Annotated in this window: 14 protein-coding genes and 2 tRNA genes; 12 read left to right on the top strand and 4 right to left on the bottom strand. The window is 63.9% G+C overall.

Annotated features, from left to right (window positions below):
- Nucleotides 1-34 precede the first annotated feature (34 nt).
- The 12 genes from QIY50_08060 (at nucleotide 35) to QIY50_08005 (ending at nucleotide 14,548) form a co-directional block, all read left to right on the top strand.
- Nucleotides 35-895 carry an NAD(P)H-hydrate dehydratase gene (locus QIY50_08060; protein WGV22131.1) on the top strand — a complete coding sequence of 287 codons (861 nt, stop codon included), beginning with the start codon at nucleotides 35-37 and terminating at the stop codon, nucleotides 893-895.
- A complete protein-coding gene (gene tsaE / locus QIY50_08055) occupies nucleotides 883-1,356 on the top strand; it encodes a tRNA (adenosine(37)-N6)-threonylcarbamoyltransferase complex ATPase subunit type 1 TsaE (protein WGV22130.1) in 474 nt (157 codons plus the stop codon). The genes QIY50_08060 and tsaE overlap by 13 nt, the downstream gene beginning before the upstream one ends.
- 11 nt (nucleotides 1,357-1,367) lie before the next feature.
- Nucleotides 1,368-2,798: an N-acetylmuramoyl-L-alanine amidase gene (locus QIY50_08050; GenBank protein WGV22129.1), complete on the top strand. Its 1,431-nt coding sequence runs from the start codon at nucleotides 1,368-1,370 to the stop codon at nucleotides 2,796-2,798.
- Nucleotides 2,795-4,693: a DNA mismatch repair endonuclease MutL gene (mutL, locus tag QIY50_08045; protein WGV22128.1), complete on the top strand. Its 1,899-nt coding sequence runs from the start codon at nucleotides 2,795-2,797 to the stop codon at nucleotides 4,691-4,693. Before QIY50_08050 ends, mutL begins: the two co-directional genes overlap by 4 nt.
- A gap of 1 nt (nucleotide 4,694) precedes the next feature.
- Nucleotides 4,695-5,666, top strand: coding sequence for a tRNA (adenosine(37)-N6)-dimethylallyltransferase MiaA (gene miaA, locus QIY50_08040; protein WGV22127.1), 972 nt, complete (start codon nucleotides 4,695-4,697; stop codon nucleotides 5,664-5,666).
- Between the two features lie 94 nt (nucleotides 5,667-5,760).
- Nucleotides 5,761-6,021 (top strand): RNA chaperone Hfq, encoded by a 261-nt coding sequence (gene hfq / locus QIY50_08035; GenBank protein ID WGV22126.1) that lies wholly within the window; start codon nucleotides 5,761-5,763, stop codon nucleotides 6,019-6,021.
- Nucleotides 6,022-6,033: 12 nt separating this feature from the next.
- The gene (gene hflX, locus QIY50_08030) at nucleotides 6,034-7,335 is read left to right on the top strand and encodes a GTPase HflX (GenBank protein ID WGV22125.1); all 1,302 of its coding nucleotides are present in this window, start codon (nucleotides 6,034-6,036) and stop codon (nucleotides 7,333-7,335) included.
- 96 nt (nucleotides 7,336-7,431) lie between these two features.
- Nucleotides 7,432-8,613: an FtsH protease activity modulator HflK gene (gene hflK, locus QIY50_08025; GenBank protein WGV22124.1), complete on the top strand. Its 1,182-nt coding sequence runs from the start codon at nucleotides 7,432-7,434 to the stop codon at nucleotides 8,611-8,613.
- The gene (gene hflC / locus QIY50_08020; protein WGV22123.1) at nucleotides 8,613-9,482 is read left to right on the top strand and encodes a protease modulator HflC; all 870 of its coding nucleotides are present in this window, start codon (nucleotides 8,613-8,615) and stop codon (nucleotides 9,480-9,482) included. The genes hflK and hflC overlap by 1 nt, the downstream gene beginning before the upstream one ends.
- Before the next feature lie 301 nt (nucleotides 9,483-9,783).
- Nucleotides 9,784-10,971 carry an ATP phosphoribosyltransferase regulatory subunit gene (locus tag QIY50_08015; GenBank protein ID WGV22122.1) on the top strand — a complete coding sequence of 396 codons (1,188 nt, stop codon included), beginning with the start codon at nucleotides 9,784-9,786 and terminating at the stop codon, nucleotides 10,969-10,971.
- A 56-nt stretch (nucleotides 10,972-11,027) separates the two neighbouring features.
- Nucleotides 11,028-12,320 carry an adenylosuccinate synthase gene (locus QIY50_08010; GenBank protein WGV22121.1) on the top strand — a complete coding sequence of 431 codons (1,293 nt, stop codon included), beginning with the start codon at nucleotides 11,028-11,030 and terminating at the stop codon, nucleotides 12,318-12,320.
- 293 nt (nucleotides 12,321-12,613) lie between these two features.
- Entirely contained in the window at nucleotides 12,614-14,548 is a 1,935-nt protein-coding gene (locus tag QIY50_08005) for a methyl-accepting chemotaxis protein (GenBank protein ID WGV22120.1), read from the top strand.
- Nucleotides 14,549-14,735: 187 nt separating this feature from the next.
- On the opposite strand, the gene QIY50_08000 is transcribed toward QIY50_08005, so the two are convergent.
- The 4 genes from QIY50_08000 to QIY50_07985 all read right to left on the bottom strand — a co-directional run bounded on the left by QIY50_08000 (nucleotide 14,736) and on the right by QIY50_07985 (nucleotide 17,863).
- On the bottom strand, nucleotides 14,736-16,301 hold the full coding sequence (locus QIY50_08000) for an iron ABC transporter permease (GenBank protein ID WGV22119.1): 1,566 nt from the start codon (nucleotides 16,299-16,301) through the stop codon (nucleotides 14,736-14,738).
- Entirely contained in the window at nucleotides 16,301-17,314 is a 1,014-nt protein-coding gene (locus tag QIY50_07995; protein WGV22118.1) for an extracellular solute-binding protein, read from the bottom strand. Before QIY50_07995 ends, QIY50_08000 begins: the two co-directional genes overlap by 1 nt.
- Nucleotides 17,315-17,601: 287 nt before the next feature.
- Nucleotides 17,602-17,688, bottom strand: a tRNA-Leu gene (locus tag QIY50_07990).
- An 88-nt stretch (nucleotides 17,689-17,776) separates the two neighbouring features.
- Nucleotides 17,777-17,863, bottom strand: a tRNA-Leu gene (locus tag QIY50_07985).
- Nucleotides 17,864-18,094: the final 231 nt, after the last annotated feature.

Genomic DNA, 18,094 nt, shown 5'->3' with positions numbered 1-18,094 from the left:
TATAATTCTGCCAGACATTGGAGCCTTTGACCCCATGCCGCAGACCAAACACCCCAGCCACACCCCTCAATTACTCAGCAGCGTGACTGTTGCGCACCTGCCGGCACGTCATGCGCATGCCCATAAAGGCGACTTCGGCCATGTACTGGTAGTCGGTGGCGACCTCGGCACCGGTGGCGCCGTGCTGCTCAGTGCCGAAGCCGCCCTGCGCTGTGGCGCGGGGCTGGTCAGTGTGGCGACCCGGCCCGAACACGTGACCGCCAGCCTGGCGCGCCTGCCCGAGGTCATGTGCCTGGGCGCCAGTTCGGCCAACCAGCTGATGGGCGTGCTGGAGCGCGCTTCGGTGCTGGTGGTCGGCCCCGGCCTGGGCCAGGCAGCCTGGGGCCGCAGCCTGCTGTCGGCGGTGGCCAATGCCGAGCGCCCGCAGGTATGGGACGCCGATGCCCTGAACCTGCTGGCGCGTACCCCGCTGGCCCTGCCCAGTGGCAGCATCCTTACCCCGCACCCGGGGGAGGCGGCGCGGTTGCTGGGCATTTCCACCGAGGCGGTGCAGGCGGACCGCCCGGGCGCTGCACGCAAGCTGGCGCGCCGTTACAACAGCGTCTGCGTACTGAAGGGGGCCGGCACGCTGGTAGCCGACCCGGCCGGGCAGCTGCTGCTGTGCGAACGTGGTCACCCGGCCATGGCAGGTGCTGGCCTGGGTGATGTGCTGACCGGCGTGCTGGCGGCGCTGCTGGCCCAAGGCCTGGATGCCTGGCATGCCGCGGGCCTGGGGGTATGGCTGCACGCCTGTGCGGGCGAGCGTCTGGGTGTAAAGGGTAGAGGCCTGGCTGCCAGCGATCTGGCGCCGGTCATTCGTGAGTTGTTGGAGGAGCATTCTGCGTGTCTGGCATAAACCTGTTTCTGGCCGATGAAGCGGCCACGGTCAAATTCGGCGCACAACTGGCCGAGGTGACCGGCGGTCACGGCGTGATTTTTCTGGAAGGTGACCTGGGCGCGGGTAAAACCACGCTGTCGCGTGGCCTGATTCGTGGCCTGGGCCATACTGGTGCAGTGAAAAGCCCGACCTTCACGGTGGTCGAGCCTTACGAAATCGGTGAGGTGCGGGCGTTCCATTTCGACCTGTATCGCCTGGTCGATCCGGAAGAGCTGGAGTTCATGGGCATTCGTGACTATTTCGAGGGCGACCCGCTGTGCCTGTTCGAGTGGCCACAAAAGGGTGCGGGCGTTTTGCCAAAGCCCGACCTGACCATTACCATAAGCCCCCAAGCGGGCGGACGCTCGCTGATCCTTTCGCCGCAGGGGGCTCGCGGCGAGGCCTGGTGCGTGGCACTGGCCGAACACTATAAACAGTAAGTGGGGTAGGTATGCGCATACGCGCACTGGTCGCCATCGTTGGGCTGCTGCTGACAACGGTGACCGTTGACGCTCTGGCCGTCACTCAAGTCAAGAGCATGCGCCTGTGGCGCGCGCCCGACAACACGCGGCTGGTCTTCGACCTTTCTGGCCCCGTGCAGCACAGCGTCTTCACCCTGAGCGCGCCTGATCGCCTGGTTATCGACATCAATGGCGCGACCTTGGCCGCGCCGCTGAACGTGGCTACCTCCAATACGCCGATCAGCAGCGTGCGTTCGGCCCAGCGTACCCCGACCGACCTGCGCGTGGTGGTCGACCTGAAAAAGTCGGTCACCCCGAAAAGCTTTACCCTGGCGCCCAATGCCCAGTATGGCAATCGCCTGGTGGTCGACCTGTACGACCAGGAGGCTGACGCCATCGCCGCCAGCGCGCCGACTCCGGCCCCTGCCCCGGTGCCAACGCCTGCAACCACGCCGGCAGTGCCGGTGACACCGGCCCAGCCTGCCATCAAGCTGCCACCGGTGCCCAGCGGCAAGCGTGACATCGTGGTTGCCATCGATGCCGGCCACGGCGGTGAAGACCCGGGTGCGTCCGGCTCGCGTGGCCAGCATGAAAAAGACATCGTGCTGCAGATCGCCAAGGAACTGCAGCGTCAGATCAACAGCGAAAAAGGCTTCCGGGCCGAGTTGACCCGTACCGGCGACTACTTCATCCCGCTGCGCAAACGCACGGAAATCGCCCGCAAGAAGGGCGCCGACCTGTTCATCTCGATCCACGCCGATGCCGCGCCATCGCGCGCCGCCTTTGGCGCCTCGGTGTTCGCCCTGTCCGACCGCGGCGCCACCTCCGAGACAGCGCGCTGGCTGGCCGACACGGAAAACCGTTCCGACCTGATCGGTGGTGCCGGTAACGTCAGCCTCGACGACAAGGACCGCATGCTGGCCGGCGTGCTCCTCGACCTGTCGATGACCGCCACGCTCAGCTCCAGCCTCAATGTCGGGCAGAAGGTGCTGGGCAACATGGGCCGCATTACCTCGTTGCACAAGCAGCGGGTAGAACAGGCCGGCTTCATGGTGCTGAAGTCGCCTGATATCCCGTCGATCCTTGTTGAAACCGGGTTCATCTCGAACAACAACGAAGCCGCCAAGCTGGCCACTGCCAGCCATCAGCAGGCCCTGGCCCGTTCGATCCACACCGGTGTGCGCCAGTACTTCCAGCAGAACCCGCCGCCTGGCACCTACATCGCCTGGCTACGCGACACCGGCAAGATCGCCGCTGGCCCGCGTGAACACACGGTGCGCCCTGGCGAAACCCTGGCGATGCTCGCCGTGCGCTACCAGGTCAGCGCGGCCAGCCTGCGCAGCACAAACAACCTCAAGTCCGATGAGCTCAAGGTTGGCCAGCGCCTCGATATCCCTGCTACCACATTGGCTTCGCAATGAGTGGTGGTTCGCGCATCCAGCTGCTCAGCCCGCGGCTGGCCAACCAGATTGCCGCCGGCGAGGTTGTCGAGCGGCCGGCCTCTGTCGCCAAGGAGTTGCTGGAGAACAGCCTGGACTCCGGCGCCCGGCGTATCGACGTGGAAGTGGAACAGGGCGGAGTCAAGCTGCTGCGGGTGCGTGACGATGGCAGCGGCATTTCCGCCGACGACCTGCCGCTGGCGCTGGCCCGTCACGCCACCAGCAAGATCCGCGAGCTGGAAGACCTCGAAGGGGTATTGAGCCTGGGCTTCCGTGGTGAGGCCCTGGCCTCGATCAGCTCGGTGGCGCGGCTGACCCTGACCTCGCGTACCGCCAGCGCAACCGAGGCCTGGCAGGTGGAAACCGAAGGCCGCGACATGACCCCGCGGGTACAGCCGGCGGCGCACCCGGTGGGTACTTCGGTGGAAGTGCGCGACCTGTTCTTCAACACCCCGGCCCGACGCAAGTTCCTCAAGGCCGAGAAAACCGAATTCGATCACCTGCAGGAAGTGATCCGGCGTCTGGCGCTGGCGCGCTTCGATGTCGGCTTCCACCTGCGCCACAACGGCAAGAGCATCCTCAGCCTGCACGAGGCCCACGATGAAACTGCCCGTGCACGGCGAGTGGGCGCCATCTGTGGCCCGGGCTTCATGGAGCAGGCGCTGCCGATCGACGTTGAGCGCAACGGCCTGCGCCTGTGGGGCTGGGTCGGCCTGCCCACCTTCTCTCGCAGCCAGGCAGACCTGCAGTATTTCTTCGTCAACGGCCGTGCGGTACGCGACAAGCTGGTCGCCCACGCCGTGCGCCAGGCCTACCGCGACGTGTTGTTCAATGGCCGGCACCCGACCTTCGTGCTGTTCCTGGAACTGGAGCCCAACGGCGTCGACGTCAACGTGCACCCGACCAAGCACGAAGTGCGTTTCCGCGAGGGGCGCTCGGTGCACGACTTCCTCTATGGCACCCTGCATCGCGCCCTGGCCGATGTGCGCCCGGAAGACCAGTTGGCGGCGCCAGCTGCCGTGCCCGAAGTGGTTCGCGCCACGGGCCAGCAGGCCGGTGAGTTCGGCCCCCAGGGCGAAATGCGCCTGGCCTCGCCGGTGCTCGAGCAGCCGCGTGCCCCGCAGCAGTCGTTTTCCGGTGGGGGCAGTGGTGCGGGCTACCAGTATCAGTACACCCCGCGCCCCTCTCAGCCGCTGCCGGCCGCCGATGCACAGGCGGTGTATCGCGAGTTTTACAAGCCGCTGGAAGAAGGCGCGGCGCCGACCACGGCGCTGCCTGAAAGCCAGGGTGACATTCCCCCGCTGGGCTACGCGCTGGCGCAGCTCAAGGGCATCTACATCCTGGCTGAAAACGCCATCGGCCTGGTGCTGGTAGACATGCATGCCGCACACGAGCGCATCATGTACGAGCGCCTGAAAGTGGCCATGGCCAGCGAAGGCCTCAGCGGGCAGCCGCTGCTGGTGCCGGAGACCCTGGCCTTGAGCCAGCGTGAGGCAGACTGTGCCGAGGAGCACGCGCAGTGGTTCCAGCGGCTGGGTTTCGAACTGCAGCGCCTGGGCCCCGAGACCTTGGCCATCCGCCAGATCCCGGCTTTGCTCAAGCAGGCCGAGGCCAACCGGCTGGTGCAGGATGTACTCGCCGACCTGATGGAATACGGCACCAGCGACCGTATCCAGGCGCACCTCAACGAGCTGCTCGGCACCATGGCCTGCCACGGCGCGGTGCGCGCCAACCGGCGCCTGGCGATCCCCGAGATGAACGCCCTGCTGCGTGACATGGAGAACACCGAGCGCAGCGGCCAGTGCAACCATGGTCGCCCCACCTGGACCCAGATGGGCCTGGACGACCTGGACAAACTCTTCCTGCGCGGTCGATGAAATGAGCGGCAAGCCCCCTGCAATATTCCTGATGGGCCCGACAGCGGCCGGCAAGACCGATCTGGCCATCGAACTGACCAAAGTACTGCCGTGCGAGCTGATCAGCGTCGATTCGGCGCTGGTCTACCGCGGTATGGATATCGGTTCGGCCAAGCCGTCGAAAGAAATCCTCGCCGCCCACCCGCACCGGTTGATCGACATTCGCGACCCGGCCGAAAGCTATTCGGCTGCGCAGTTCCGTGCCGATGCCCTGGAGGCCATGGCCGAGATCACCGCACGCGGCAAGATCCCGCTACTGGTGGGCGGCACCATGCTCTATTACAAGGCATTGACCGATGGCCTGGCAGACATGCCGGCAGCCGATGCCGCAGTGCGTGCCGAGCTTGAGGCCCAGGCCGAAGCCCTGGGCCTGGCCGAGTTGCATCGCCAGTTGGCCGAGGTCGACCCCGAGTCGGCGGCGCGTATCCACCCCAACGACCCACAGCGGCTGATCCGGGCGCTGGAGGTGTATCGGGTGAGTGGCGAGAGCATGACCGCACATCGTCAACGTCAATTCGCGGAAAGTCGCGGCGCAGACGCAGGCGCCGGCGGGCATTTGCCCTATACTGTCGCGAGTTTGGCGATTGCTCCTACAGATCGTCACATTTTGCATGATCGAATTGCGTTACGATTTTCACAGATGCTGGAACAGGGCTTCGTCGACGAGGTCCGATCGCTGCGAGCCAGAAGTGACTTGCACGCCGGGCTGCCGTCTATACGGGCAGTGGGGTATCGGCAGGTCTGGGACTACCTCGACGGCAAGCTGACTGAGAATGAGATGCGTGAGCGCGGTATCATTGCCACCAGGCAGCTGGCCAAGCGGCAGTTCACCTGGTTGCGTGGCTGGCCTGAAGTGCACTGGCTTGACAGCCTGGCCTGCGACAATCTGTCCCGCACCTTGAAATACCTTGGGGCCATCTCCATATTGAGCTGAGTCCCTGCTGATTGCCGTCTATTCTTGCGAAGGGGCGGCCTAATTTATCGATTTTCTTGATTTTCTATTATTTATCCTTACAGGAGTGCGGCATATGTCAAAAGGGCATTCGCTACAAGACCCTTACTTGAACACCTTGAGAAAAGAAAAGGTTCCGGTATCCATCTATCTGGTCAACGGCATCAAACTGCAGGGTTCGATCGAGTCCTTCGACCAGTTCGTGGTACTGCTGAAAAACACCGTCAGCCAGATGGTCTACAAACACGCCATCTCGACCGTGGTACCTGCCCGTCCGGTTCGCCTGCCAAGCCCGTCCGATTCCGAGCACGGCGACAGCGAGCCAGGCAACGCCTGATAGGAGCCTGCATTGTTCTTTGAGCGCCACGGTGGTGGTGAGCGGGCGTTGCTCGTTCACTTGGAAGGTCAGAACCCTGAGGCGCGCGAAGACCCGCAGGAGTTTCAGGAGCTGGCATTGTCGGCCGGTGCCGACATCGTCTCGCTGGTCACGGTGGCAAGGCATCAGCCTTCCGCCAAATACCTGATTGGCAGTGGCAAGGTCGAAGAGTTGCACGACCTGGTCCATGCCGAACAGGTAGACCTGGTGATTTTCAATCACACCCTCACGCCCAGTCAGGAGCGCAACCTCGAACGTGTGTTCGAGTGTCGTGTGCTCGACCGTACCGGGCTGATTCTCGATATCTTCGCCCAAAGGGCGCGTACCCATGAAGGCAAGCTGCAGGTCGAACTGGCCCAGCTCGAGCACATGAGCACGCGGCTGGTGCGCGGCTGGACCCACCTTGAGCGTCAGAAGGGTGGTATCGGCCTGCGTGGCCCGGGTGAAACCCAGCTGGAAACCGACCGCCGCCTGTTGCGGGTGCGCATTCGCCAGATCAAGTCACGCCTGGAGAAGGTGCGCAGCCAGCGCGAGCAGGCGCGCCGCGGGCGCAAGCGCGCGGATATCCCGTCGGTGTCGCTGGTGGGTTATACCAACGCCGGCAAGTCCACGCTGTTCAACGCCCTGACCGAATCCGAGGTGTATGCCGCGGACCAGCTGTTCGCCACCCTCGACCCGACCCTGCGCCGGCTCGAGCTGAACGACCTGGGGCCGATCGTGCTGGCCGACACCGTGGGCTTCATTCGCCACCTGCCGCACAAGCTGGTCGAGGCATTTCGGGCTACGCTCGAAGAGTCGAGCAACTCCGACTTGCTGCTGCATGTGATCGACGCCCATGAGCCGGAGCGCATGGAGCAGATCGAGCAGGTGCTGGCGGTGTTGGGCGAGATTGGTGCCGAAGGGTTGCCGATCCTCGAGGTGTATAACAAACTCGACCTGCTCGAAGATGTCGAGCCGCAGATCCAGCGCAATGCCGATGGCAAGCCGGAACGGGTCTGGGTATCGGCACGCGATGGGCGTGGCCTGGAGCTGGTCGGCCAGGCGATTGCCGAGTTGCTGGGGAATGATCTGTTTGTCGGTACCCTGTGTCTGGAGCAGCGTTTTGCCCGCTTGCGCGCGCAATTCTTTGCCCTGGGTGCCGTGCAGAGTGAAGCGCATGATGAAGAAGGGCGCAGCCTGCTGAGCGTGCGACTGCCCATGGTAGAACTGAATCGCCTGGTCAGTCGCGAAGGCATGGAGCCGCAAGTGTTTGTCGAGCAACACACTTTGCAATAAATGCTCGTCGAGGTCGCCGGGCAGCAGTGACAGGCATTCTGTAGCATTGGACGGCGCGCCGTGGGCGCGTCTTTGCTTTATCAGATGGAGAGCGCTATGGCTTGGAACGAGCCGGGTGGCAACTCGAACAATCAGGATCCCTGGGGCGGTCGCCGGAATGGCGGCGGCGGCGGTGGTGACAAGAAAGGTCCACCGGACCTGGACGAGGCCTTCCGCAAATTGCAGGACAGCCTGAACGGCATGTTCGGCAGTGGCAAGAAACGTGGCGGCGGTGACCGCAATGTCGGCAAGGGCGGTGGCCTGGGCCTGCTGGGCATCGGCCTGGCGGTACTGGCCGCGATCTGGCTGTACAGCGCCGTGTACGTGGTCGATGAGCAGGAGCAGGCCGTGGTGCTGCGCTTCGGCAAGTACTACGAGACGGTCGGTCCCGGCCTGAACATCTACTTCCCGCCGATCGACCGCAAGTACATGGAGAACGTCACGCGCGAGCGTGCCTATACCAAACAGGGCCAGATGCTGACCGAAGACGAGAACATCGTCGAGGTACCGCTGACCGTCCAGTACAAGATCAGCAACCTGCAGGACTTCGTGCTCAACGTCGACCAGCCTGAGGTCAGCCTGCAGCACGCGACCGACAGCGCCCTGCGCCACGTGGTGGGTTCCACCTCGATGGACCAGGTGCTGACCGAAGGCCGTGAGCAGATGGCCGTGGATATCCGCGAGCGCCTGCAGCGCTTCCTCGACACCTACCGCACCGGTATCACTGTCACCCAGGTCAACGTACAGAGCGCGGCAGCCCCGCGTGAAGTGCAGGAAGCCTTCGACGACGTGATCCGCGCCCGCGAAGACGAGCAGCGTGCCCGCAACCAGGCCGAGTCCTACGCCAATGGCGTGGTGCCGGAAGCCCGTGGTCAGGCGCAGCGCATCATCGAGGACGCCAACGGTTACCGCGACGAAGTCATCGCCCGCGCCAAGGGTGAGGCCGACCGCTTCACCAAGCTGGTCGCCGAGTACCGCAAGGCCCCTGACGTGACCCGTCAGCGCCTGTACCTGGAGACCATGCAAGAGGTCTACAGCAATTCGAGCAAGGTCATGGTGGCAACCAAGGACGGGCAGAACAACCTGCTCTACCTGCCGCTGGACAAGATGGTCGAAGGCAGCCGCAACCCGTCCGCGCCGACCGCCAGCGTGTCGCCATCGGTCAACGATGCGGCCGCCCGTGCCGCGCAGGACCTGCAACAGCAACAGCAGCCGCTGCGCACTAGGGAGAGCCGCTGATGAGCAACCGATCGCTGATCGCCCTGATCGCCGCCGTGGTCCTGGCCATCGTGGCCTGGAACAGCTTCTACATCGTGTCCCAGACCGAGCGCGCGGTATTGCTGCGCTTCGGTAAGGTGGTCCAGGCGGATGTCCAGCCTGGCATGCATGTGAAGATTCCGTACGTGAACCAGGTGCGCAAGTTCGACGCCCGCCTGATGACTCTCGACGCTCCGACCCAGCGGTTCCTGACCCTGGAGAAGAAAGCGGTGATGGTCGACGCCTACGCCAAGTGGCGCGTCAAGGATGCCGAACGCTTCTACACCGCTACCTCCGGCATGAAGCAGATCGCCGACGAGCGTCTGTCGCGTCGCCTGGAAAGCGGCCTGCGTGACCAGTTCGGTAAACGTACCCTGCACGAGGTGGTTTCCGGTGAACGTGACGCGCTGATGGCCGACATCACTGCATCGCTGAACCGCATGGCCGCCAAGGAACTGGGTATCGAGGTGGTCGACGTGCGCGTCAAGGCCATCGACCTGCCGAAGGAAGTCAACCGCAGCGTGTTCGACCGCATGAGCACCGAGCGTGAGCGTGAAGCCCGCGAGCACCGCGCCAAGGGTAACGAGCTGGCTGAAGGTATTCGTGCCGATGCCGACCGTCAGCGCCGCGTATTGCTGGCCGAGGCCTATCGCGAAGCAGAGGAAACCCGCGGTGACGGCGACGCCCAGGCGGCCGCCATCTATGCCAAAGCCTACACCCAGGACGCCGATTTCTACGCGTTCTACCGTAGCCTGCAGGCGTACCGCGAGAGCTTCTCGAGCAAGAGCGACGTGCTGGTCCTGGACCCGAAGAACGAGTTCTTCCGCTTCCTGGACAAGAGCAGGCCGTAATGCTCAGGCCCTGATTTTCATGCAGCGGCGCCCCGCCTGGCAGCTAAAACACCAGGCGGGGTGCATCCTGAATGAAAAGGGGTGTATGATGAGTCAGCCGGGAAATTTCCCGGCTTTTTTGCGTCTGCAAGGTTGATTGGCAAACCGCCAGTTGACGGTTTGGTCAGGTCGCAAGGCAATTCGAGGGTGTCGGGTACGGTGGCTGCGCTGGGATCAGTGCTGCCCGCTGCTGTGCGCGATACCGGCTTTACTGACGGCTCGCCTGCTGGCAAGCCGCCCGGACCAGAGGGGAAATGGCGTAATGGCAACGGTAGACCGCTGGCTGCTGCCAGATGGCATCGAGGAAGTACTGCCACCTGAGGCCGCGCGCATCGAGATCGCGCGCCGCCAGGTGTTGGACCTGTTCCAGAGTTGGGGCTACGAACTGGTCGTCACCCCGCATATCGAGTACCTGGAGTCGCTGCTCACCGGCGCCGGCCAGGACCTGGATCAGCGCACCTTCAAGGTAGTGGACCCGCAGTCCGGCCGCCTGATGGGCTTCCGTGCCGACTTCACCCCGCAGGTGGCGCGCATCGACGCCCACACCCTGCGCCGTGAAGGCCCGAGCCGCCTGTGCTATGCCGGCAGCGTGCTGCATGCCCAGCCGCGTGCCTTGTCCACCTCGCGCAGCCCGATCCAGCTGGGTGCCGAACTTTACGGCGACGCCAGCCCCACCAGCGATGTCGAAGTCATCAGCCTGATGCTCGCCACGCTGCAACTGACCGATGTGCCGGATGTGCACATGGACCTCGGCCATGTTGGTATCTACCGCGGCCTGGCCCGTGCTGCCGGCCTGTCCGGTGCAGTCGAGCAGCAGTTGTTCGACGCCCTGCAGCGCAAGGCCGTGGATGAAGTGCAGGTGCTGACCGCCGACCTGCCAAAGGACCTGGGCAACATGCTGCGTGCGCTGGTCGAACTGTGCGGTGGCCGCGAAGTGCTGGCCGAAGCCCGCGTGCGCCTGGGCCGTGCCCCGGCCAGCGTGCTGGCGGCGCTGGACGACCTGCTGGCGATCGCCGATCGCCTGGCATCGCGCTTCCCGGACCTGCCGCTGTACTTCGACCTCGGCGAGCTGCGCGGTTACCACTATCACACCGGCGTGGTGTTCGCCGTGTTCGTGCCGGGCGAAGGTCAGTCGATCGCCCAGGGCGGGCGCTATGACGACATCGGCGCCGACTTTGGCCGGGCCCGCCCGGCTACCGGTTTCTCCACGGATTTGAAGACCCTGGTCACACTGGGGCGAGCGGAGGTCGTATTGCCAGCTGGCGGCATCTGGATGCCGGACAGTGGCGACGCGGCCCTCTGGCAGCAAGTCTGCCAGTTGCGCAACGAGGGCCAGCGTGTGGTCCAGGCCCTGCCTGGCCAGCCGTTGAGTGCTGCTCTCGAGGCGGATTGTGATCGGCAATTGATTCAGCAAGACGGGCGCTGGCAGGTTCTGCCGCTGGCCCAGTGAGTTTCTGCGCCGGCAACAGGCCGGCAACCAAGTTTGCGTGAATGAGGACCAATGTAATGGGTAAGAATGTCGTCGTCCTGGGCACCCAGTGGGGTGATGAGGGCAAAGGCAAGATCGTCGATCTGCTGACCGAACATGCTGCCGCCGTAGTGCGCTACCAGGGTGGCCACAACGCGGGCCACACCCTGGTGATCAACGGTGAAAAGACCGTTCTGCACCTGATTCCGTCCGGTATCCTGCGTGAAGGCGTACAGTGCCTGATCGGCAACGGCGTGGTCGTTGCACCGGATGCCCTGATGCGTGAAATCACCAAGCTGGAAGAAAAGGGCGTACCGGTGCGCGAGCGCCTGCGCATCAGCCCGGCCGCGCCGCTGATCCTGTCGTACCACGTTGCCCTGGACCAGGCCCGCGAAAAAGCCCGTGGCGAAGCCAAGATCGGCACCACCGGCCGTGGTATCGGCCCAGCCTACGAAGACAAGGTCGCACGCCGCGGCCTGCGCGTGGGCGACCTGTTCCATCGCGAGCGTTTCGCCGCCAAGCTGGGTGAGCTGCTGGACTACCACAACTTCCAGCTGGTGAACTACTACAAAGAGCCGGCCATCGACTTCCAGCAGACCCTGGACGAATGCATGGCCTACGCCGAACAGCTCAAGCCGATGATGCTCGACGTCACCGCCGAGCTGCACAACCTGCGTCGCGCCGGCAAGGACATCATGTTCGAAGGTGCCCAGGGCTCGCTGCTGGACATCGACCACGGTACCTACCCGTACGTCACCAGCTCCAACACCACCGCTGGCGGTATCTCCACCGGCTCCGGCGTTGGCCCGATGTACCTGGACTACATCCTCGGTATCACCAAGGCCTACACCACTCGCGTAGGTTCCGGTCCGTTCCCGACCGAACTGTTCGACGAGACTGGCGCGACCCTGGCCAAGCGTGGCCATGAGTTCGGCTCCACCACCGGCCGTGCCCGCCGTTGCGGCTGGTTCGATGCCGTCATCCTGCGCCGCGCCATCGACGTCAACAGCATCTCCGGCATCTGCCTGACCAAGCTGGACGTACTGGACGGTCTGGAAACCATCAACATCTGCGTTGGCTACAAGAACGAGAATGGTGCCGTCATCGACGCGCCTTCCGACGCCGACAGCTACATCGGCCTGGAGCCGGTGTACGAAGAGATGCCAGGCTGGAGCGAGTCGACCCTGGGCGTGAAAACCCTGGAAGAACTGCCAGCCAACGCTCGTGCCTACATCAAGCGCATCGAAGCGCTGATCGGCGCGCCGATCGACATCATCTCTACCGGCCCGGACCGCAACGAAACCATCGTGCTGCGCCATCCGTTCGCCTGATCTGCCTTCCAGGCTGGTCTGACGCCGTGGCCCTGAAAGGGGCTGCGGCGTTTTCATTTGTGCTCTCCTGCACCGGCCTCTTCGCGGGCTTGCCCGCTCCCACAGAGTCTCCACACATTTCAGAATGGGCGCGGTCCCTGTGGGAGCGGGCAAGCCCGCGAAGAGGCCAGTACAGGAAAACCCATTGCTGAACCTTGGCGTTTATACCTGCTGCTCCCGGCACAACCCTTGCTGTAAGAAGTTTCTGACGATGCCATCAAAGTAGTGGCGCCAGAAAACACGAGGGCTACACCGTGTCTGCCATCCTTTCACTGTTACGAAGCCGCCTTTTGCGGCCTGTGTTTGTTGCCCTTGGTATCGCGCTTTTGGTGCAGGTAGTGGTTGCCGTTGCGCTCACCCGCAGCACGGTTACCGCCCTGGAAGCCGACCTGGGCGAGCGTCTGGGCAATGACAGCCGTCAACTTGCCGGCGAACTGGAGCAGGCTGGGCAGGATGTACGCTCGGGCCTCGACAGCCTCTCCAGCAGCACCCGCCAGCGCCTGAGCGCAGGGCTGTCGGCACGCCTGCAAAGCGAGCAGCAGCAATTGCGCAGTACGCTGGAAAAGAACCTCAAGGACTCCGCCAACGACATGGCCGAGCTGTTGGCTTCGGTCGCCCCTCGGGCGATCTGGGACAACGACGTGCCGGTGCTCTCCGACTTCGCCCGGCGTGCCCAGCGTAACCCCAACGTGCTGTTCGTGGTTTACGACGACGCCCAGGGGCAGCACCTGACGCGCTACCTGAACCGGCAGAACCCGATCAACCAGGCGCTGATGGACAAGGGCCAGGGCGAACGTGCGCTGGACAAGGTGATCGATGCCGCCCGGCGTGACTCGGCGGTGTACTTCGTCGAAGCCTCGATCAACCCCAATGGGGCAGAAATCGGCAAGGTGGTGATGGGGGTTTCCACGGCCGGCATCGACCAGGAACTCAAGGCCCTCGACCAGCGCTTCGCTGCCCTGATCGCCAGCGGCGAACAATTGGTTGGCGACAGCCTGGTGGCTGCCGCTGCCGACAGTGGCAAGACCTTGCGCGAACGCCTGGAGAAGGCGCAAGGCAGTGCTGCCGCGATGCAAGCCAATACCGCGCAGACCGTGCGCGATGCGGCTGGCGAGCTGCGCTGGCGCATCGGCCTGGGTCTGGTGCTGGTCGGCCTCGGCGTGCTGCTGGTGGTGGCGGTGGTGCTGGGTCGCCGGGTATTGAGCAAGCTGCGCCTGCTGATTGCCGCCCTGGATGACCTGGCGGCCGGCGAGGGCGACCTGACCAAGCGCGTGCCGCTGGACAGCCGCGACGAAATTGGCGATATGGCGTCGGCGGTGAACCGCTTCGTCGACAAGCTGCAACCCATTGTGCGCGAGGCGGGCGAGGTGGCGCAGCGTACCGGGGTGGAGATTGGTGCGATGGCCCAGCGCAACGCCGGCGCCGATGCCGCCGCTGCGCTGCAACGCGATGAAGTGGCGGCCAGCTTGCGTGACCTGTCGAGCATGGCCGATGAGGCGCAGGCCGAAAGCCACGCGATGCAGGCGGCGTTGCAGCAAGTAGTGGATATCCGCCAGGCCACCGATGAAAACAGCCGCACCTCGACCCAGTTGGCCGGTTTGATCGAGAACCTGGCTGGGCAGGTAGACGCTGGCTCTCAGGTGATTGAGCGCCTGGCCAAGCAGAGCGAGCAGATCGAAGTGGTGCTGACAGTGATTCACGGTATTGCCGAGCAGACCAACCTGTTGGCCTTGAACGCGGCCATTGAAGCCGCCCGCGCTGGCGAAACCGGGCGCGGGTTTGCCGTGGTGGCCGACGAGGTTCGGGCGCTGGCGAGCAAGACGCAAAGCTCCACGGGTGATATCCAGGCGCATATTGCCGCGTTGCAGAAGGGCGCCAAAGAGGCCGTGGCCACCATCAGCCAGGCAGGGCTAAAGGCCAGCGAGGGGCTTCTGGTGCTGCGTGACAACGAGCGCCGCCAGCAATCGGTGCAGGCAGCGGTGGAGCAGGTGCACGCAGCCATCGGCCTGGCCACCCGGGCGGCCGAGCAGCAGGCGAGCGGTGCGCAGGCGGTGCGTGGGCGGGTGGAAACCATACACGCCCAGGCCGAACGCTCGGCCGAGGTGGTGATGCAGACCACGGCCAGCAGCAAGGTGCTGGATGACCTGGCCGCACAGTTGCGTGCCAGCCTGGGGCAATTCAGAGCCTGACGCGGTCCCTGTAGGAGCGGCCTTGTGTCGCGATGGGCTGCGCAGCAGCCCCGACAATTTCGGCGTTGGTGTCGATATCCTGGGGCTGCTGCGCAGCCCATCGCGACACAAGGCCGCTCCTACAGATGCTGCGCAGGTCTTCAGAGGAGCACGGTACCTGTGGGAGCGGGCAAGCCCGCGAAGAAGGTCATGCCTTGTTCAGATACATCCGCGTAGTCAGCAGATATACGGGCAACCCCGACACCACGATCAACAATGCCGCATAAGGCGCCGCAGCCGCGAACTCGACGTTTGCCGTATGTGCCCACACTTCTGTAGCCAAGGTGGTCATGCCGGTAGGGCTGAGCAGCAAGGTCGCCGTCAGTTCCTTCATCGCATCCAGAAACACCAGCGCAAAAGCCGCCGCCATGGCCGGGAAGATGATCGGCAGGGTCACCCGGCAGAACGCGGCAAAGCTGCTCGCGCCCAGGGTCCGCGCTGCTTCTTCCAGCGTTGGTGACGCCTTGTTCAGCGCAGTGCGCACCGGCGACTGCGCCAGCGGCAGGAACAGCAGCGCATAGGCCAGCAGCAACAGTGCCGTGGTCTGGTAAAGCGCGGGCACGTAATGCAGGGCGAAGAACACCAGGGTCAGGGCAATCACCAGGCCGGGCAGGGCGTGCAGCAGGTACGGCAGGCGTTCGGCCCAGATCGCCAGGCGGCCCTTGTAGCGCACCACCAGGAAGCTGATCGGCAAGGCCAGCAGCACGCAGAAGCCGGCGCCGCCAAGCGAGACCGACAACGAAGTGAACAGCGCTTTGGAGATGGCCGCCACCGGGAACGCCGCTGACGAGCCCACGCTCAGCCAGTAGCCCAACATGGCCAGCGGAATACCGCTGCCCAGCACCGCCAACAGCAGGCAGAAAAGCTGCGCCAATACTGCCCAGCCACGCAGCCGTACCGGTTGCGCGCGCCGTGCCACACCTTGACCGATGCGTACATGGCGAGCCTTGCCGCGTACCCGCAGCTCCAGCCACAGCATCACCAGGCAAAGTGCGAGCAGCACGGCAGACAGCATGGCCGCATTGGCATTGCTGAACTCCAGTTCGAACTGCTGGTAGATCGCTGTGGTGAAGGTCTGCAGGCCGAGAATCGACAGTGCGCCGAACTCCACCAGCATGTGCAGGGCGATCAGCAGCGCGCCGCCGAGCATCGACGGCCACAGCAGCGGCAGAGTGACTTTGCTGAACACGCCCCAGCGGCTGCAACCCAAGGTGCGCGCCGACTCCTCCAGCGAGGTGTCGAGGTTGCGCAGGGTGGCGGCCACAGGCAGGAACACCAGCGGGTACTTGGACAGGGCCATGACCAGGATCGCCCCGCCCAGGCCCTCGAAGTCCGAGCTCAGCGATACCCAGGTGAAACTGCTGACGAAAGACGGTACGGCGAACGGCAGGCACAGCACCACGCCCCACAGCCGACGACCGGCCAGGTTGCTGCGCTCAAGCAGCCAGGCCAGGGCCAGGCCGACTACCATGCAGGTCAGCGTCACCCCGACCATCAGCATCAGGGTGTTGCGCATCAGCCCCCAGACAAAGGGCCGCCACAGCAGGTGCAGAGCCTCCCGCCAGCCGGCTTCCCAGGCTTTGATGGCGACATACAGCAGCGGCAACAAGCTCATCGCCACCAGGAACAGCACAGGCAGCACCACCCAGATGGACGGGCGCTTGCGGCGCGGTACGAAGCGTGCCGGCACCGGCTCGGACAGGGCGGCAGTCATCAGAGCAGGCCGACCTCGCGTTCAAGCTCGATGGCTTCCTCGGCATTGCCCAGGTCAGCCGGCGAGATTTTTGGCGGGCGCAGCTCTTCGAACGGCTTCAGGCCACGGTCAGAAACCATGCCCTTGTGCAGCGGGTACTCGGCGGTGGTCTGGGTGATCACACGCTGGCCTTCTTCGCTGGCCATCCAGTTGAGCAGTGCCTGGGCTTCCTTCGGGTGCTTGCTGGCTTTTACCGCCGCGGCGCCAGAGATGGTCACCAGGTTGCCGGCGTCACCGTCGGCCAGGTAATACAGCCTGGAGTCGAGCTTGCCGCGCTCGCGCTCAAGGGCGTACCAGTAGTAGTTGTTCACCAGTACGGCGGCGACTTCGCCTTTTTCCACGGCTTTCAGTGCGACCATGTTGTTGGTGTAGGTCTTGCCGAAAGCTTTCAGGCCGGTCAGCCATTCTTCGGTGGCTTCTCGACCGTGCATTTTCAGGATGGCCACAGCCTGTTCCTGGAAAGCGCCGCTGGTGGGCACGTAACCTACGCGGCCGTCCCATTCAGGGCCGGCGAAATCCATGACCGTGGTCGGCAGGTCTTTTTCGTCGATCTTCTTCGGGTTGTACACCACCACGCGGGTGCGTGCGGTGACGCCCATCCAGGTGCCGTTTGCGCCTACGTATTCCTTGGGCAGCATGTTCAGCGTGACGTCGTCGATCTTCGCCAGCAGGCCCAGCTCGCCGAGGTTGTTCAGCGGCGGGGACTCTTCGGTGTAGATGATGTCGGCGGGCGAACGCTCGCCTTCCTCGATGATCTGGCTGGCCAGCTGATTGCTGCTGCCCTTGCGGATATTGATGTGGATACCGGTCTTGGCCTCGTAGGCCTTGGCGATGGCTTCGCCGATTTCCTTGTGCTGACCGTTGTACATGGTCAGGGTGACCGGTGCGTCTGCCATGGCGGCCGGTGCGCCGATGACCAGGCTCAGCACGGCGGCGGCCAAGGTACGCATCAGCGGTTGCGGGCGGATCGTCATGCGGGTACTTCCTCGCTTACGGCTACATATTTGGAAACAATGGTAAACGAAATCGTTTCTCAAGTGGCCGGGTGAGGAGAAATTCATGGGGCAGACCAAGGTGTAAGTCTTGAAGGTGGGGTGGCTGCTCCGGCCTCTTCGCGGGCACGCCCGCTCCCTGTGCTGCACTTGTGGGAGCGGGCGCGCCCGCGAAGAGGCCGGTGCAGGTTTGCACCTATGCCCGGAGAGGGGCGATACAAAAATCGCAGGCAAGAAAAAACCCACTAGCAAGCTAGTGGGTTTTTGTATGGTGCCCAGGAGAAGACTCGAACTTCCACGACCGTTAAGTCACTGATACCTGAAACCAGCGCGTCTACCAATTCCGCCACCTGGGCAAAGCTTTGCATCATCTGGAGAAGGCGACTATCGTTCGCTTTCACACAGTAGTAACAGATCCTTGGTCATCTGTTACTTGAAAATATTTGGTGCCCAGGAGAAGACTCGAACTTCCACGGCCGTTAAGCCACTGATACCTGAAACCAGCGCGTCTACCAATTCCGCCACCTGGGCACACATTCGAGATTAAAAGATGCTTTACAGCGTCGTTCATCTCTACTACAACTTCGGGGTTGTCCGTCGTTGTGGTGCGCACTATACGGACGGTCCGGGGGGCTGTAAACCCCCTGAGCAAAAAAAATTTCAAAAAATTCAACTTGTTGATTCCGCAGGCCTATTCCTGCCCGCCGGAGGTGCCGGTGGGGCTGTCCAAGGCCTGACATTTCCGGTTTCAATACGCCTATG

Origin of the sequence: Pseudomonas putida (assembly GCA_029953615.1) — a bacterium.
GTDB lineage: Bacteria > Pseudomonadota > Gammaproteobacteria > Pseudomonadales > Pseudomonadaceae > Aquipseudomonas.
The sequence above is the reverse complement of the archived record's forward strand: the minus strand, read 5'-3'. Positions and strand labels throughout refer to the sequence as shown.

What these genes read in the sequence shown, in the direction of transcription:
- hflC (WGV22123.1), top strand. Translation starts at nt 8,613, where the DNA reads ATGAGCAACCGATCGCTGATCGCCCTGATCGCCGCCGTGGTCCTGGCC.
- QIY50_08010 (WGV22121.1), top strand. Translation starts at nt 11,028, where the DNA reads ATGGGTAAGAATGTCGTCGTCCTGGGCACCCAGTGGGGTGATGAGGGC.
- QIY50_08015 (WGV22122.1), top strand. Translation starts at nt 9,784, where the DNA reads ATGGCAACGGTAGACCGCTGGCTGCTGCCAGATGGCATCGAGGAAGTA.
- QIY50_07995 (WGV22118.1), bottom strand. Translation starts at nt 17,314, where the DNA reads ATGACGATCCGCCCGCAACCGCTGATGCGTACCTTGGCCGCCGCCGTG.
- miaA (WGV22127.1), top strand. Translation starts at nt 4,695, where the DNA reads ATGAGCGGCAAGCCCCCTGCAATATTCCTGATGGGCCCGACAGCGGCC.
- QIY50_08060 (WGV22131.1), top strand. Translation starts at nt 35, where the DNA reads ATGCCGCAGACCAAACACCCCAGCCACACCCCTCAATTACTCAGCAGC.
- hflK (WGV22124.1), top strand. Translation starts at nt 7,432, where the DNA reads ATGGCTTGGAACGAGCCGGGTGGCAACTCGAACAATCAGGATCCCTGG.
- QIY50_08050 (WGV22129.1), top strand. Translation starts at nt 1,368, where the DNA reads ATGCGCATACGCGCACTGGTCGCCATCGTTGGGCTGCTGCTGACAACG.
- mutL (WGV22128.1), top strand. Translation starts at nt 2,795, where the DNA reads ATGAGTGGTGGTTCGCGCATCCAGCTGCTCAGCCCGCGGCTGGCCAAC.
- hfq (WGV22126.1), top strand. Translation starts at nt 5,761, where the DNA reads ATGTCAAAAGGGCATTCGCTACAAGACCCTTACTTGAACACCTTGAGA.
- QIY50_08000 (WGV22119.1), bottom strand. Translation starts at nt 16,301, where the DNA reads ATGACTGCCGCCCTGTCCGAGCCGGTGCCGGCACGCTTCGTACCGCGC.